This window comes from Gammaproteobacteria bacterium (genome assembly GCA_029882975.1).
In the GTDB taxonomy this organism is placed as follows: Bacteria; Pseudomonadota; Gammaproteobacteria; order SZUA-152; family SZUA-152; genus JAJDNG01.
On record JAOUJW010000056.1, the window covers coordinates 1 to 14,414 of the forward strand.

18 protein-coding genes, 2 tRNA genes and 1 pseudogene are annotated in these 14,414 nt (G+C 45.9%); 14 read left to right on the plus strand and 7 right to left on the minus strand.

Translation table 11 applies throughout. The features are described 5' to 3' along the window. Positions 1 to 346: 346 nt before the first annotated feature. On the minus strand, positions 347 to 1,159 hold the full coding sequence (locus OEY58_22645; protein ID MDH5328254.1) for a hypothetical protein: 813 nt from the start codon (positions 1,157 to 1,159) through the stop codon (positions 347 to 349). A gap of 48 nt (positions 1,160 to 1,207) precedes the next feature. Next, positions 1,208 to 1,498: a hypothetical protein gene (locus OEY58_22650; GenBank protein MDH5328255.1), complete on the minus strand. Its 291-nt coding sequence runs from the start codon at positions 1,496 to 1,498 to the stop codon at positions 1,208 to 1,210. A gap of 267 nt (positions 1,499 to 1,765) precedes the next feature. Here OEY58_22650 and OEY58_22655 point away from each other — a divergent pair, with 267 nt between their 5' ends. The 13 genes from OEY58_22655 to OEY58_22715 all read left to right on the plus strand — a co-directional run bounded on the left by OEY58_22655 (position 1,766) and on the right by OEY58_22715 (position 9,754). After that, entirely contained in the window at positions 1,766 to 3,019 is a 1,254-nt protein-coding gene (locus OEY58_22655) for a site-specific integrase (protein ID MDH5328256.1), read from the plus strand. Then, on the plus strand, positions 3,019 to 3,954 hold the full coding sequence (locus OEY58_22660) for a hypothetical protein (GenBank protein ID MDH5328257.1): 936 nt from the start codon (positions 3,019 to 3,021) through the stop codon (positions 3,952 to 3,954). The genes OEY58_22655 and OEY58_22660 overlap by 1 nt, the downstream gene beginning before the upstream one ends. A gap of 165 nt (positions 3,955 to 4,119) precedes the next feature. Then, on the plus strand, positions 4,120 to 4,293 hold the full coding sequence (locus OEY58_22665) for a hypothetical protein (GenBank protein MDH5328258.1): 174 nt from the start codon (positions 4,120 to 4,122) through the stop codon (positions 4,291 to 4,293). Then, positions 4,286 to 4,681, plus strand: coding sequence for a hypothetical protein (locus OEY58_22670; protein MDH5328259.1), 396 nt, complete (start codon positions 4,286 to 4,288; stop codon positions 4,679 to 4,681). The genes OEY58_22665 and OEY58_22670 overlap by 8 nt, the downstream gene beginning before the upstream one ends. A gap of 6 nt (positions 4,682 to 4,687) precedes the next feature. Next, positions 4,688 to 5,131 carry a hypothetical protein gene (locus OEY58_22675; protein MDH5328260.1) on the plus strand — a complete coding sequence of 148 codons (444 nt, stop codon included), beginning with the start codon at positions 4,688 to 4,690 and terminating at the stop codon, positions 5,129 to 5,131. Between the two features lie 290 nt (positions 5,132 to 5,421). Next, positions 5,422 to 5,745, plus strand: coding sequence for a hypothetical protein (locus OEY58_22680; GenBank protein MDH5328261.1), 324 nt, complete (start codon positions 5,422 to 5,424; stop codon positions 5,743 to 5,745). Next, positions 5,742 to 5,993, plus strand: coding sequence for a hypothetical protein (locus OEY58_22685; protein MDH5328262.1), 252 nt, complete (start codon positions 5,742 to 5,744; stop codon positions 5,991 to 5,993). Before OEY58_22680 ends, OEY58_22685 begins: the two co-directional genes overlap by 4 nt. Beyond that, positions 5,990 to 6,187 (plus strand): hypothetical protein, encoded by a 198-nt coding sequence (locus OEY58_22690; GenBank protein MDH5328263.1) that lies wholly within the window; start codon positions 5,990 to 5,992, stop codon positions 6,185 to 6,187. Before OEY58_22685 ends, OEY58_22690 begins: the two co-directional genes overlap by 4 nt. 87 nt (positions 6,188 to 6,274) lie before the next feature. Next, entirely contained in the window at positions 6,275 to 6,598 is a 324-nt protein-coding gene (locus OEY58_22695; GenBank protein ID MDH5328264.1) for a P27 family phage terminase small subunit, read from the plus strand. Positions 6,599 to 7,135: 537 nt separating this feature from the next. After that, positions 7,136 to 7,369 (plus strand): hypothetical protein, encoded by a 234-nt coding sequence (locus tag OEY58_22700; protein MDH5328265.1) that lies wholly within the window; start codon positions 7,136 to 7,138, stop codon positions 7,367 to 7,369. Between the two features lie 150 nt (positions 7,370 to 7,519). Then, positions 7,520 to 8,659: a phage major capsid protein gene (locus tag OEY58_22705; GenBank protein MDH5328266.1), complete on the plus strand. Its 1,140-nt coding sequence runs from the start codon at positions 7,520 to 7,522 to the stop codon at positions 8,657 to 8,659. A gap of 349 nt (positions 8,660 to 9,008) precedes the next feature. Beyond that, positions 9,009 to 9,512 (plus strand): hypothetical protein, encoded by a 504-nt coding sequence (locus tag OEY58_22710; protein ID MDH5328267.1) that lies wholly within the window; start codon positions 9,009 to 9,011, stop codon positions 9,510 to 9,512. Continuing rightward, positions 9,509 to 9,754, plus strand: coding sequence for a hypothetical protein (locus tag OEY58_22715; GenBank protein ID MDH5328268.1), 246 nt, complete (start codon positions 9,509 to 9,511; stop codon positions 9,752 to 9,754). Before OEY58_22710 ends, OEY58_22715 begins: the two co-directional genes overlap by 4 nt. Positions 9,755 to 9,828: 74 nt before the next feature. On the opposite strand, the gene OEY58_22720 is transcribed toward OEY58_22715, so the two are convergent. The 5 genes from OEY58_22720 to gltX all read right to left on the minus strand — a co-directional run bounded on the left by OEY58_22720 (position 9,829) and on the right by gltX (position 14,025). Further along, entirely contained in the window at positions 9,829 to 11,154 is a 1,326-nt protein-coding gene (locus OEY58_22720; GenBank protein ID MDH5328269.1) for a KAP family NTPase, read from the minus strand. A gap of 17 nt (positions 11,155 to 11,171) precedes the next feature. After that, entirely contained in the window at positions 11,172 to 12,305 is a 1,134-nt protein-coding gene (locus tag OEY58_22725) for a hypothetical protein (protein MDH5328270.1), read from the minus strand. A 79-nt stretch (positions 12,306 to 12,384) separates the two neighbouring features. Next, positions 12,385 to 12,460: transfer RNA gene (locus tag OEY58_22730), tRNA-Glu, on the minus strand. A 26-nt stretch (positions 12,461 to 12,486) separates the two neighbouring features. Further along, positions 12,487 to 12,562 (minus strand) — tRNA-Ala (locus OEY58_22735). Between the two features lie 56 nt (positions 12,563 to 12,618). Next, the gene (gene gltX / locus OEY58_22740) at positions 12,619 to 14,025 is read right to left on the minus strand and encodes a glutamate--tRNA ligase (protein ID MDH5328271.1); all 1,407 of its coding nucleotides are present in this window, start codon (positions 14,023 to 14,025) and stop codon (positions 12,619 to 12,621) included. A 174-nt stretch (positions 14,026 to 14,199) separates the two neighbouring features. Here gltX and OEY58_22745 point away from each other — a divergent pair. Continuing rightward, positions 14,200 to 14,403: pseudogene (locus tag OEY58_22745) on the plus strand (IS110 family transposase). The last annotated feature ends 11 nt before the right edge of the window (positions 14,404 to 14,414 follow it).

Genomic DNA, 14,414 nt, shown 5'->3' on the forward strand with positions numbered 1-14,414 from the left:
AACATTATCTTTGCTCATGTGGTGTGCTTCCTTTGTCGTTTGTTTTTCAGCGAAAACAATTATACAACAAAGGGCACGCCACCCTTTCTAGGTGCTCATACACCAGAAATGATCATAACTCGCTTTATCTCTTAAAATGGAAGTATCCCAACGCTCCGCAATAATGATAATGCACAAACTTCTTGAAGAAGGCCTTGTTGGAATCGATGAACTAAATCAAACCGCAGCATTATCTAACGCCGGAGATAATGTTAAATTTTAAAACATTGGGCAATAGAATAATCCGGCACACTACTTAGAAAATTCAGATTCACCCCTAGCGCTAACATCACGCATATTCTACTCCTTACTTAAGCTTAAATCGTCGACGTATCGCCAAAATCAAAAGCGTAAAACTTGCTGATGAAAATATGCTATACACAGTTGATACAGCAAGGGCAGGATAATCTTTCGGGACAATTAAATTTTTGGTTTTGAACACGCCCAACGGGTTAACAGTATAACTCGCTGTTAAGTACAATGCTTTTGCTATACGCGCAGTATCTTTATCTGGGGAGATTAGGTTTTTCTGCCAACCGCTGTATTGATCGTCAGCAGAGGCCTTTTCGGCACCATCATATCCATATATGGCAACAGAGCACACAAGAAACAAACCGGCCAACCATGCGAGCGGTTTGCCTATGGAAGCACCATAGTTAGATATCAGACCATAAAATATATTGAATAAATTGGACCAGGGCGAATCGTTGTGGCGCTCCATTCGCATTTCTAAGCTATGGAAAATATCTGCAGCTAAGTGATTATCCAAAGCCCTGAAATGGTGCTGCATATTTTTATACGGCTGCGCACCCTGGATAAATCCTTCGGTAGGTGTTGTTGGGAAATCAACCTTGGCGGATACTTTTACGGAGCCTGAGAAAGGGTTACCAGTTCCTGGTGGCGGGCATTCAATATTACCAACGAACCCTCCGCGTATATCGAAATCTCCTATAGTATCTTCAACAAGCACTAATTTCCCAATGTAAGTGTTGGTAATTTTTAAGTTGCTACGATGTAGATTGCCAGTTTTTTGAACCCACAATTCGCCGATCTGACAATCGACTAGCTCAAGATCTAAATGCGAAGCATGGAGAGAAACCAATATTTTCTCAATATACATGTTTCGCAGCTCTAACTTACCTAGAGCGCCTTTATTAATTGAAAAAAATTAAACTGGTTTGAGTAGCGATGTACTATGATCGTCAATTGTATACTCTTCGTTACCCAGAGCTTGGTCGATTGCAATATGTTCAAAGTAATTCTCAGATACGTATTTACTGAATTCTGTATGCGCTTTTAATACATCTGCGTCTTTTGTTTTTGAGCTGTACTCTCTTGAAAAATTTGAAAGAACTACTTCATTCTTATAACTTTTAGGTGCTTGGAGTTTTCTGTACCAATTTAAAAAATCTTCCTTTGCACGCTTCTCAGCTATCTGTTTTGGTGTTAAAGGAATCATTTGATTTTGTTTGGAATTATTGACAAAACATTGACAAATAAAAAAGGGTTAACAGTTTTTACTGCTAACCCTTTGTTTTTAATGGCGTCCCCAAGGGGATTCGAACCCCTGTTACCGCCGTGAAAGGGCCATTTCTCTGTATATCGCTGTTTTCCAGAGTCTCCCTATGTCTCTGTTTACATTGATAATTAGTACACCTCTGTCTATTCTTGTATAGGGTGATATACTACCATTTTTTCCGTAAGTTTCCGTAAGGATGTTACCGCCGTGGCAAAAACAATACCGAATTTCAAGCTCAACAACCGGGACAACCGGTCGAAATTAAAGCCCAGACATGAACCCTACTGGCAGGAGATCCACAAAGGCTTGGCACTGGGATACCGGAGAGGCAAAAACAACCAGGCAGGTAAATGGCAAGCTAGAAAAAAGAGCGATGACAGAAAATACGACTATTGCACTATTGGGACAGCGGACGACTACGAAGACCCCAACAATGCCGAAATTTTCAGTTTCGAACAGGCCCAAAAGAAAGCGATAGAATTTGGCGACGCTGAAACCTCATCCACCAGTTACACGGTTGAGGATGCAATAAACGATTACCTGGATTGGTTCCGAATCAACAGCAAGTCATACGACGAAACCCAAAGCACAATTAACGCTCACATATTACCGAAATTCAGAAAGAAACTAGTTAGCGAATTGAAGTACAGCCAGCTCAAAACATGGCACCAGAACCTTGCAACGGCACCCATACGGCAACGCGGCAAAGACGGCAAACCCAAACCCGTTGAGGTAGATTTAAACGATACAGAGGCCCTCCGGCGCCGTAAAGCCACTGCGAATCGAATCCTAACCGTATTCAAAGCCGTTCTGAATCATGCCTACAAAGAAATCGATGGAATAAAGAGCGATGCCGCTTGGCGAAAAGTAAAGCCATATAAAAACATCGATAAACCGAAAATCGAATACCTCAACGAAAAAGAATGCACGCGGTTAATCAATGCTTGCCCCAAGGACTTCCGCGACATAGTACAGGCCGCCCTGCTCACCGGTTGCCGATACGGGGAAATTATCAGAATGAAACCGCACCACCTAGACACTTCAGCGGGAACCATTACCGTAATGGAATCCAAGTCCGGCAAGGTACGCCATGTTGCCCTGACCGAGGAAGGCCAGAAGTTTTTCCAAAGGGCAACCGTTGACAAAGGACGTGACGATTTATTGTTTACACGATCCGGCGAACCCTGGGCCAAGTCCCACCAGTCCCGCCCAATGCTCCAGGCTTGCAAAAACGCCAACATAAATCCGCCGGTCTCGTTCCATATCCTACGCCACACCTATGGCAGTCTACTTGCTCTGAAAGGCGTGCCACTGCAAATCATTGCCGCTGCTTTGGGGCACTCCGATACCCGAATGACCGAACGACATTACGCACACCTAATGCCAAGCCATGTGGCCGATACGATACGGAGCAACCTGCCGGCGTTTGGTGTTGTTACTGATAATGTGGAGGCTATTTGATGGCGCTCTTGATAAACAAAAAAAACACCCCTTTTGGGCCTGATATGCACAATTTGCTACCAGATGTATTACTCGGTCTTTTTGAAAAACTTGAAAAGGAAGAACAAAAAGATATTACAAAACTAGTTGTCGCGTCACTGGGGTTTGCAAACAATGCGATAGAATTTTTAGAGCAATGCCATAAAATAACATTGAACGATTACAAATATAAAGCTTACAAAAAGCACATCGGAAAACCTTTAGGCCATTCTTTTTTATACGAAATGGGGCTTCCTTTTAAGTACCTATCCCGAAAACAAATTGTTATGCGTCAAGAGAATGAAGATGCCAGGAAACTAGTGCAGGATCGTGAAAACCTGACAATGGAGTCTTTAAGAGAACAGATCGGGATATTACTCGGTCACATTACGCCAAACCATGACTATAAGAAAATTGACAGAGAAATTATTGAGAACAGCAAGAAAGATGCAGATCCTCTATATATAAAAAATTTACCGATTCTATCCGCCATAAACGTAATTGAACAATCTAAGATTTTTTGGAATGTCCTACTTATTCTAATAACAATGTCCTTAAAAAAACAACCACCCCCGGTTTTAGTTTCCCTAGATTTAGCACGCGCATTTTCTGCCATTACGCTTTATTCTGTGGGTATAAATGTTCCCCATATCCAATCTAACGCCTTGTCAAACACCCAAAGCCAACGCGCACAAAGCAAGTCTAAAAAGGACCAAGTACAAATCAAAAGCTCTGCAATTGGCATTCTGACATCAGACAAAAGAAAATTCTTTATTTGGGATTCCGAAAAACTAAAAGGCCAAATAAAAGTTGGTGCGCTGGCAGATGAAATTTGCAATACAGGAAAAGTGCAACTTAAGAAAAAAGCCATTCAACGCCATATCAAGCAACTCATTGATTCTAAGGAATTAGCCTAAACCGGCAAACGACCAAAATTAGTACGTTTGCCGGTAAACGAACCGATTTTTCCCTCTATTTCTCCCGTTTATATTTACTGATTTTCTTCGCTAGTCTTTAATCTATCCATCACCAATTACATAGACTCCAGAATATGCGAGTCTACTCAGATGGAGGTTAGCGAAATGAAAGATATCCCCGCCTTTTGTGCAAACAACTGCATCAGTCGTGCATTTTTCTACAAACTACAGAAAGAAGGTAAAGGCCCACGTATTACCAAAGTGGGGCGAAGAACTTTGGTAAGCGATGAAGCGGAAACCGAGTGGCGCAAACGTATGGAAACGGCCAGCAATGCGTAACATCATCACCCACGACATGGCCCGGCGTATTGCGCAGGCGATTAAAAACAGCGCCGGGAATAACAAATTTGCTGAGGCCGTTACTGTGGCGAGACCAAAAGAAAACCCGCTCAAGTGTGAGGCACTGGGCGGGCTCAATACTAAGGAAAATCAAACTTATGAACCATTATACACCAACGCAAAACCCCATTGTCAAAGAAGCCCTTTTGATTCTAGAACCAAATTTGAGATCGTAGAACTGATCCGGTGTTGTAACTCCGAAGTATGCGACCTGAACCCACTTAGACCCTACAAAAACGGGGAACAAGGGCACCAATTAGCACACTTCGCGCCGAAGGAATACCAAAGCGAGGGTAACAACTGGAGCCCGGAAAAGGCGCCTTGTTAAGTTTTTATGGCCAAGCAAAATGTCAAAGACAAGCGCGAATCCGGTGGATATGTGCCAATGACTCACCAAGTTTTGAGAAGCGCTGCTTATGCAAAGCTTAGCCCCCATGCCGTGAAGTTGCTTAATGACTTGTTGGCTCAATACAACGGCAAGAATAATGGCGACCTTTGCTGTGCATGGTCAATGATGGAGAAACGACACTGGAAGTCTAAAGACACTCTGTACAAAGCCATAAAGGAATTAAAGAGCGCTGACTGGCTGGAAGTCAGCAGGCAGGGCGGAAGACACAAGCCGACGCTATACGCCCTCACCTTTTTTGCCGTAGATGAATGCAATGGAAAACTCGATATACCGTCAACTAAACAACCAAAATCGACTTGGAAAATTAAAAGTGGTAGCCCGTCAGCCGTACCAATTAAGCCCGAATTGGTACGGGATGCGTACCAATGACATTTTTGAACGCGTGTATTGGTACGCCTGGCGTACCAGTCAGGCCCATTTTTGGGGTTTTAGAGTACGGTTCCCGTACTCCTTTATAGAATACCACTACCCTAGGACTGAATTGCTTATGATTCACAAACAATCAACCTGCAAAACCTGTGGACTGACCTTCTGTAATCTTCCTTGGTTACCTTGGCATAGGCGGGGGTATTGCTCTGAAAGTCACATGCTCACAGTGGAATCAATCCCCGAATCAGAAATGGAACAATTGGAATTGTTTTTCAATGGGGGTGGTCAAAATGACCAATGGTCAAAGCAACCATAACCAACAATCCTTCCTGTTTGAGCCGGTATCTGATTTCCTTCCCAAACCTGGATGCCACTCACAAGGCCATGCAAACGGTTTTACTTTCTTGATTGTTCCAGCTACTGAGCGAGCCCGATTTTATGTATCAGTGATTACACTTTCTGGAGACGGTTACGACATTGAGGGCGTTATTAAGCCGATACGAAAAGAGCGCATTTTTGCAGCATTAACCCGGTTTACTGATGTCAGCCTAATTGAATGGCGACAGGTAAGCGGCGGCAAGTGGTCACGAAACTATTACTTGGAACCTGCATGAACAACCCAGACCGCAAAGTCAAACGACTACTGAGCCAAGCCGCAGACCTGGACACTCAAGCCCGTGAACTGCGAATCCAGGCAGGACAGATCCTGCATAAGCACGGACCACGACGCTGGAACATAGTGGACCAGAAAGGCTATGGCATAAGCTCGGAGCATTACGCCAATTTGTTGGTAGAGATGTATTTACGAACCCTGGCAGACAAAGCACGGCCAGCCATACCGCCGAGGAAGCCAGCAGCATGATGGTCCGGCATCACAGACGATTGGAGGCTTTGCTTAAGCGACAGGCCAAAGAGTTAAGAGAGTACTTGGAGTATTCATTGAGCAATGAACAACGTGCGTTACTGCATAGACTAATCGTGTTTAACGTGAGACTGCAGCGAGCGACGGAAGATGAAGCGAGAAAAGCGAAGCGTACCCCCAGGGGGGGGGGGTAATTCTCTAGAGATCGGGAAACTACTACCGCTAGGTTCCGCTTGCTTTTACTCGACCTGCCCCGGTTGAAATAAAAATTTGGAGTTACTATGAGACCACCCAAACACCTACGCTCTGGCACCAAAAAATGGTTCAGAAGTGTACAGGAAAATTACATTCTTGAGGAACACCATCACAAACTTTTGACATTAGCGGCGGAAGCCTGGGACCGCTGTCAGGAAGCCAGAGAAGCCATAGAAACACACGGGCTAACGTATCAGGACCGCTTTGACGCTCCTAAGTCACGCCCTGAAGTTGCTATTGAGCGCGATTCGCGTATTGCGTTTGCTCGCTTGATACGCGAACTGGATTTGGACTGCGGGACACCGGAGGAACTGGACAGGCCGCCCGCATTACGATCAAACCGGAGGTAATATGCCAGTAAAACGACGTATTTCGAAGCAAAAAAAGGGAATTTCAGAGCTTGCATGGGCGTTTATTAACGACGCCCCGTTCCCGAAAACCTACAACACTTTTGAATTGAGCGATTACGAACATGGCGGCACCCCTGAATTGGAAGTTCTTTGGCGCCAGCATAGCGAGACAATTATTAAGAACTGGGTAAAGCATTCCCCGGGCACTCGCCCCCGCTGTTGGTGGCGATACGAATCACCGGAGCTAAGAAAACGCTTAGGCGGAATTGGGCGCCCTATGTTTTGGTGCGAGCGAAAATATCCACAGGGGTACTCGTTTGGGATACCTTGGCCTTGTTGGAGTTTCGAGCGTTTCCAACACCTAAAATCCTATACCCCAATTGATCCGGAAAATCCGCCGGTATTCGAAAGCCAATCGGCCTACCTTGAACGGTTGCGCTTACTTCTTCCCGGTGAAAAGCGGCGAATCACCCAATCAATGCGTGAACCCGTGATGCTAAACAAAGACTATTTCGATACTTACAGCAGGAGCACAAAATGACCGAATCAGACGAAAACAAACACACCAAAGTCGCAAAACTGGCGCTAAAACTGGCGACAAAATGCGAAGCAATGGGCGCATCCAGGGATGAAGTAAGCAGCGGATTAATGGGTGCGGCGATTCAATACGCCTTTGACAATCACGAAGATGAAAACGAATTGGCTGCATGGTTTTTTGAGATTGCGCAGGGTTTGGAATACGGTATTTTCAAGGACACAACCTCACATTAATCGATGTTCCGTAGTATAATTACTAAGTGTTCCTGCGAGATGCCGGACACGTCCCGCAGCAGAGAGAGTCTGCCGCAACCATTACAAGGCCTGCGAGACGCTTGTTTTGTGGTGTTGATACTTCGATAACATTGCAAAAGGAACACTATTATGGACCCAATCAGATTAGCCGTAGAGGAACTCGGCGGCGCATTTAACGAATTCAAAGAGAACAACGAAGCCCGGCTGGAATCCGTAATCAGCCAAGTCAACGCACTGGAAACTGCAGCAAACCGCGCGCGGTTTGGTGGTGGTGGCGGAACGAATCAACGCAAACACTCCAAAGATTTCGAAAACAAAGCACTGCGTGAATTTATCCAAAGCGGTGACGTAAGTCGCTTTCAGGCGTCTATGTCTGTTGATTCAGACCCAGGCGGCGGGTACTTGGTATTGCCGACGGTCTCAGAAGCAATGACGGTTGTCCCGTTTGAAACCTCCCCGATGCGGAACTTGGCCCGAGTGGTTGACATAAGTACAGATCGATTTGAGGAACCGATAGACAAAGACGAAGCCGACGCAAATTGGGTGGGCGAACGTGAAACCCGGGGTGAAACTGATGCGCCGGACGTTGCCATGTTTGAAGTACCTGTCCACGAAATTGAGGCCGCGCCAAAGGTCACTCAAAAACTGATTGAAGATTCCAGGATCAGCATTGTTGACTGGTTGACCGGGAAAGTTACGGACAAATTTACACGTAAGGAAAATACCGCGTTTGTTTCCGGTACCGGTGTAAAGCAACCGAGGGGTTTCCTGGCATACGATACCGCCACCACAACCGACGCAACCCGGCCATGGGGAACGCTTCAATATGTGGCTTCTGGTGCGGCTGGAGCCTTTGCTTCATCCAACCCAACGGACAATCTGCTTGATTTGGTTTATTCGCTTAAATCGGATTACAGAGCCGGCGCAAGCTGGTTAATGAACCGTGATACGGCGCGACTAATACGCCAGTTCAAAGACGGTCAAGGCAATTATTTGTGGCAACCGTCTACTGTTGCCGGTGAGCCTGATATGTTGCTGGGCTTCCCTGTGGCACTGGGTGAAGACATGCCAGCTATTGCCGCAGACAGCTATTCTATCGCTTTCGGCAATTTCAAGCGCGGCTATACCATTGTTGACCGTATAGGCGTTAAATTATTGCTGGATCCTTACACCAGTAAACCGTTTGTTATTTTGTATACCTACAAGCGGGTAGGTGGTGCGGTAAATGATTTCCATGCCATCAAATTGATGAAGTTCGCTGCAAGTTAGTGACATGGGACCACTGGGCGGTGTCCTTAACAACACCCAGAGCCCGCGGCATAGTTAGAGTTATATGCGCGGCGGGTTTTTTTAGTTTATATATTCCGCTTGACTCATTGTGAGAGAGTGCTAGGATTGGTTTAGCTGGCTATATCCAGCCGGGATTGGAACCCCGAAACCCAGAGGCTCAACGTGCCATGTTTGAGCGCGTTTTTTTATGCCTGTAGTTTTATGGCGAGCTGTGCAGGCCCCGAAAGGGGGCCGTTTCCTTTGGGCGGTAGTTCCAACCTGTACAGCTTGCCACCTATCTGATTGGAACTGGATCGGTGGCCTAACTAAACCAAAGGAGACCTACCACATGAAAACCCAACCCAAACTACCCGACTGGGCAAGCAAAGAAGATATCCTGAAACACAACATAGGCGAGATTGAAGGCGCCTTCTGGGATGCCCATGCACAGACCGCCATGCTTAGAAAAGCGGTGGAAAACGAATCTGATAACGCCTACGACGATATTTTCCGCTGCCTTCGCGTTATCCAAACCGCCATACAAGAGAACACCGCGGCGCTTACTGAGGCTGTGGAAGATTACTTGTATAAGCGCAATCAAGAAATCGAAGAACAGATTAAAAACGAACCGCCCGAGTGGGTGCAGATGGTAGAGGCCTTCGCTCCCGGCCGGTTAATGGTTAACTATACGCTGATGGCGCTGCAGGGAAACCGCTTCGACCTGGATCGCCCTGAGGAGCAATACCACGACCTTGTGAATGAAGTTTACAGCGAAGTATTGAAGCTCAAAGCCATGAACAAGGAGCAGTTGAAAAAGTACCGGGAAAGCCAATTGGTGGGAGGTGCGGCATGAGCGATACACCCTTTCAAATGAATAGCGTGGAGCAGTTACAGCGTAAAGACGAAGCAATCCAGCGGGTATGCAATTCGCTTTGGGATATCTGGGCCCATGTTTCCACGTTACACAAGGCCGCTGCTTACTGTGACGATACAGGGGAGCATTTTGAGACTACAGAGGTGGAACGGATATTAAAACGGCTCGAAAAAGAGCTGAGCAACAATGCCACGACGTTGGCGGGTATCCGGTTTATATAAACCCGCAATCAATCCACTACCAGCCCCGGCCATGCGTGCCGGGGTTTTTTCTATCTCCCACGAATGTCGTGAAATCAGTCTACGCTAATATGAGAAAAGTAATTAATTACCTGGTTTAGAATATCTACCTTAAATAGCGAAGAACTACCATAGTTATCTACTACAGCTTTATGCCTTCCAATAAGGCCGGGCCTATCCTGAACATTTGCCACTAGAATCTCCAACAATATTCCAACATCTTTCAACGATTGGTATTGATTGGTGTCAAACCTCACCGGGAACAATTTTGCAAATAGATCCTCAGCTGATATGTGACTTTTTTTAATGAGTGTCAACAGCTCAGGAAATTCCGAACGGATAAAGCAGATTAACCCAATGCAGAAATGAAAAGCCAGGTAATGTTTATTCGGTTTTGCATTACTAATTATTGCAAAATTGGTTAGAATCCTTTCAATTCCTCTATTGGATGTTTGGTGTAGTCTTACTAAATCCTTTATTACCTTTAGTCCATCATGGTCTAGCGGTTCGCCTTCGATCCACATTGCCTTGATACAAAAATCCACATAACTGGTTACATCATCATGAACATCATCAGACCGCCTTGGTAATGCCAGCCAAATAGATACAAATTTTTGTAAATATACCGCCCCGTTTATACCAGATCCGTATTTAGCTTTAATCATTTCTTCAAGCTGTGCACGATTGACGACTAGCAGGAAAGTTAACCCAGGTACAGAGAACAAATGTTTTATTTGCTCTATCAATTCGAGTGCAAAATCAGGCCTACATCGATCCAACTCATCAATAATAAATACTAATGGTTTATTGTTTACCAACTCTTTAAGAAAATCTCTGAAATTTTCTATAGCCCGTTTATCTTGGGCAGAGTTCTTTAAACGATCAGCTACGATTGTATCGACTTGGTCACTCACAAGTTGCGAAAGATCATTCCCTGTTGGCTCTAGAGCGGTCCCGCTCACTATGCCTCCAGTAGCCGTCGACAGACCTATTTTAACGGCACCCCGAACCAAAGATTTCGTTACTGCGGTCGCTATTTGAATAAACTTTTTCTCGAACTTTTTATCCCTAGTTATGGCTTGTTCATATAATTCAGTTGTCAACGCTAAAAATGGATCTTTCTGGTAATCGTTTGCAAAAGCATCAAAGTAAATAGAGTCGATTTTATTATCCCGGTGATAACCGATATACCCCTGCCACTGTTTAATGAAAGTGGTTTTACCTTCGCCCCATTGAGCATCCAAAGCAAGCACAAGATCGCCGCCGGAATTTTCCACTAGGTTTGCTATCCGTTTCCCGAAGTCCTCTCTTTTAAATATATCGTTTTTGTCGGTAAAACCTTCATCATCTGCAATTGCAATTGGAGGGACGGTTAGTTTCATTTATTTTCCTTGGACCGTTACTTTAGTTTAAATCTCCGGCGAATTGCTAAAATTAACAGAGTGAAACTCGCTGATGAAAAAACACTGTATACAGTTGATATCGCAAGAGCAAGATAGTCCTTTGGCACAACTAAGTTTTTAGTTTTGAATACCCCTAACGGATTTACTGTATAACTTGCAGTTAAGTAAAACGCTTTTGCCATTCGGGCATCATTTTTATCAGGGTCAATTAGTTTTCTCTGCCAACCGTGATACTGGTCATCAGATGCAGCCTTTTCGGTACCATCAATCCCATAAATGGCTACAGAGGTTAAAAGAAACAAACCGACTAACCACAGAATTGGCCTGCCAATAGAAGCGCCATAGTTTGAAATCGCCCCATAAAACCAATTAAACACATTAGACCATCGGGAATCATAGTGGCGCTCCATTCGCATTTCTAAACTGTGAAAAATATCCGCTGCTAGATTATTATCAAGAGCCCTCAAATGATGCTGTATGTTTTTATATGGTTGTGCTCCCTGAATGAAACCATCTATCGGCTTAGTAGGAAAATCAGTGTTATTTGAAAATTTTATTGAGCCTGAAAATGGGTTATTGCTTCCCGGGGGCGGGCACTCCATGTTGCCAACAAATCCACTATGAATTTTAAAGTTGTTAATTACATCTGGATTTAGTACCAACTTACCTATGAAAGTATTGGATATTTTAGAACTAAACTTTCGCCCATCGTTACTAGTCAGAATGTTAATTTCACCAATTTTGCACCCGGTTATTTCCATGACCAGATGCAAATCAGTAAGATTAATATGCATATGTTCAATGTACATGTTTTCCAGCTTTAGCTTTGTATTGATGCCGCAACTTATCGCTAGTTGTTTCATGGGACGTGATTTGGAAGTCTGACATTCAGAAAGAACGTATTCACCCCTACCTATTTTTACATTCAACGTAATTTGGTCATAATAATTATTTGATACTTCCAGCACGAATTCAGAAAATGGATCATTAGATGTAGTTTTCCCTTTCAAGAATTCGCTTAGAACAATTTGAGAGTCGTAATATGGAGGTGACGGGATCTGCTTACACCAATCTAAAAATTCTTCTTTGGCGCGATTTTCCAATATCTGATTTGGAAATAGAGGGATCATGGAAACTCCGAAATTTCCGTAACTTTTCCGTAAGAAACAAAAAAAGGGTTAACGATTACCGCTAACCCTTTGTTTTTAATGGCGTCCCCAAGGGGATTCGAACCCCTGTTACCGCCGTGAAAGGGCGGTGTCCTAGGCCTCTAGACGATGGGGACAAAACCTTTTGGCTATCCTGCGAGTATGGTGGAGCTAGGCGGGATCGAACCGCCGACCTCTTGCATGCCATGCAAGCGCTCTCCCAGCTGAGCTATAGCCCCTTTGGCCTGAGAAGGGCGCATTTTACGGGGAGGCTTGCGTGACGTCAAGCGATTCTTTATCCGTTTTGTGCTCGGGCTTGGATAAATTCCATGGCTTTATCAATGCGTTGCAATACGCGGTCTTTGCCGATCAACTCCAGGGTAACGTCTATGCCGGGTGAAGCACCAGTCCCCGTAACAGCGACTCGTAGGGGCTGACCGATTTTACCCATTTTCAGGTCCAGGGCTTCGGCGGTGTCTACCACGGCCTGGTGCAGGGCTTCGCGTTCCCAGTTGTCCAGGGCTTGGAGTTTTTGTTTGAGGTGTTGAAAAGCTTCCAAAACGACCGGGCGCAGGTGTTTTTTTGCGGCGCCTGCGTCGAACTCATCAAAATCTTTGTAAAAACAAATACTTTCTTTGGCCATATCAACCAGGGTCTTAGCTCGGTCTTGCTGTACTTTGATCAGTTCCAGCAGATCCGGTCCCTGGCTGGGGTCTATGCCCTGCTCGCCCAGGTGCCAACTGAGATGATGGGCAATGTGGGCCGGGTCGGAGTTTTGAATGTATTGCTGGTTCAACCACAGGAGTTTTTCCGGGTTAAAGGTGGAAGCCGCGCCGTTGACGTCTTTGACTTCGAACAGCTGGATCATTTCGTCGATGCTGAATACTTCCTGGTCGCCGTGGGACCAGCCCAGGCGTACTAAGTAGTTGAGCAGGGCTTCGGGCAGATAGCCTTGGTCACGATAGGCCATGACGCTGACGGCGCCGTGGCGTTTGGACAGACGCTTGCCGTCGTCACCCAGGATCATGGGGGCGTGGGCGTATATGGGCGGTTCGACCCCCAGGGCTTTGAGCATATTGATTTGCCGTGGGGTGTTGTTGAGGTGGTCGTCGCCGCGGATGACGTGGGTGACGCCCATGTCCCAATCGTCAACGATAACGGTGAGATTGTAGGTGGGGGTGCCGTCACTGCGGGCGATGATGAGGTCGTCCAATTCGCTGTTCTGCACCACCACTTTGCCCTTGATCAGGTCGTTGATGACCACGGCACCGTCCACGGGGTTTTTGAAGCGCACCACGGGTGACACCCCTTCTTTGGGCTGGGTGCGGGCGCGGCAGCGGCCGTCGTAGCGGGGTTTGAGTTTTTTCTGGGTTTGTTCTTCGCGCAGGGCGTCCAGCTCTTCTCTGCTGCAGTAGCAATGGTAGGCGTGGCCCTGGTCCAGCAGTTGCTGGATCACTTCTTTGTAGCGGTCGAACCGTTGAGTTTGGTAAAACGGGCCTTCGTCGTATTCCAGTCCCAGCCAGGTCATGCCTTCGAGAATGGCGTTGACGGATTCGGCGGTGGAACGTTCCAGGTCCGTGTCTTCGATGCGTAATATAAATTTACCACCGTGTTTGCGGGCATGCAGCCAGGAGTACAGGGCTGTGCGGGCACCGCCAATGTGTAAATAACCGGTGGGACTGGGGGCAAATCGTGTGCGCATAGGGTTACTCAGGTCCGATTAAAAGGCGGGTATTGTATCAACACAGCCCATTGCGGGCTATGTTGAGGTGGAAAAAAGTGGAGTTTCGCCCGCGTGGGCACAACTCTCACTTAGAAAACCGTGACCACCCTTGTATCTTTCTCGATAAACTAATTAGCTATCCGTTTATCGCGAGGCAGTTCGCTGATTCGGTCCAAACTCTACATGGCTGCTGTGGTGGCAACCCAGCACAACCCGGACATAAGAGCCCAATACAAGCGATTGCTAAAGCAGGGAAAAACCAAAATGTCTGCTTTGTGTGCCGCCATGCGTAAGCTCGTTCAGATTTGCTTTGGTGTTTTAAAACACCAAGCTAACTATCAACCGCAAACCCTCTAGCGGGGGCTTGT

What these genes read in the sequence shown, in the direction of transcription:
- OEY58_22715 (MDH5328268.1), top strand. Translation starts at nt 9,509, where the DNA reads ATGAGCGATACACCCTTTCAAATGAATAGCGTGGAGCAGTTACAGCGT.
- OEY58_22710 (MDH5328267.1), top strand. Translation starts at nt 9,009, where the DNA reads ATGAAAACCCAACCCAAACTACCCGACTGGGCAAGCAAAGAAGATATC.
- OEY58_22680 (MDH5328261.1), top strand. Translation starts at nt 5,422, where the DNA reads ATGACCAATGGTCAAAGCAACCATAACCAACAATCCTTCCTGTTTGAG.
- OEY58_22665 (MDH5328258.1), top strand. Translation starts at nt 4,120, where the DNA reads ATGAAAGATATCCCCGCCTTTTGTGCAAACAACTGCATCAGTCGTGCA.
- OEY58_22660 (MDH5328257.1), top strand. Translation starts at nt 3,019, where the DNA reads ATGGCGCTCTTGATAAACAAAAAAAACACCCCTTTTGGGCCTGATATG.
- OEY58_22675 (MDH5328260.1), top strand. Translation starts at nt 4,688, where the DNA reads ATGGCCAAGCAAAATGTCAAAGACAAGCGCGAATCCGGTGGATATGTG.
- gltX (MDH5328271.1), bottom strand. Translation starts at nt 14,025, where the DNA reads ATGCGCACACGATTTGCCCCCAGTCCCACCGGTTATTTACACATTGGC.
- OEY58_22705 (MDH5328266.1), top strand. Translation starts at nt 7,520, where the DNA reads ATGGACCCAATCAGATTAGCCGTAGAGGAACTCGGCGGCGCATTTAAC.
- OEY58_22700 (MDH5328265.1), top strand. Translation starts at nt 7,136, where the DNA reads ATGACCGAATCAGACGAAAACAAACACACCAAAGTCGCAAAACTGGCG.
- OEY58_22670 (MDH5328259.1), top strand. Translation starts at nt 4,286, where the DNA reads ATGCGTAACATCATCACCCACGACATGGCCCGGCGTATTGCGCAGGCG.
- OEY58_22720 (MDH5328269.1), bottom strand. Translation starts at nt 11,154, where the DNA reads ATGAAACTAACCGTCCCTCCAATTGCAATTGCAGATGATGAAGGTTTT.
- OEY58_22690 (MDH5328263.1), top strand. Translation starts at nt 5,990, where the DNA reads ATGATGGTCCGGCATCACAGACGATTGGAGGCTTTGCTTAAGCGACAG.
- OEY58_22685 (MDH5328262.1), top strand. Translation starts at nt 5,742, where the DNA reads ATGAACAACCCAGACCGCAAAGTCAAACGACTACTGAGCCAAGCCGCA.
- OEY58_22695 (MDH5328264.1), top strand. Translation starts at nt 6,275, where the DNA reads ATGAGACCACCCAAACACCTACGCTCTGGCACCAAAAAATGGTTCAGA.
- OEY58_22725 (MDH5328270.1), bottom strand. Translation starts at nt 12,305, where the DNA reads ATGATCCCTCTATTTCCAAATCAGATATTGGAAAATCGCGCCAAAGAA.
- OEY58_22650 (MDH5328255.1), bottom strand. Translation starts at nt 1,498, where the DNA reads ATGATTCCTTTAACACCAAAACAGATAGCTGAGAAGCGTGCAAAGGAA.
- OEY58_22645 (MDH5328254.1), bottom strand. Translation starts at nt 1,159, where the DNA reads ATGTATATTGAGAAAATATTGGTTTCTCTCCATGCTTCGCATTTAGAT.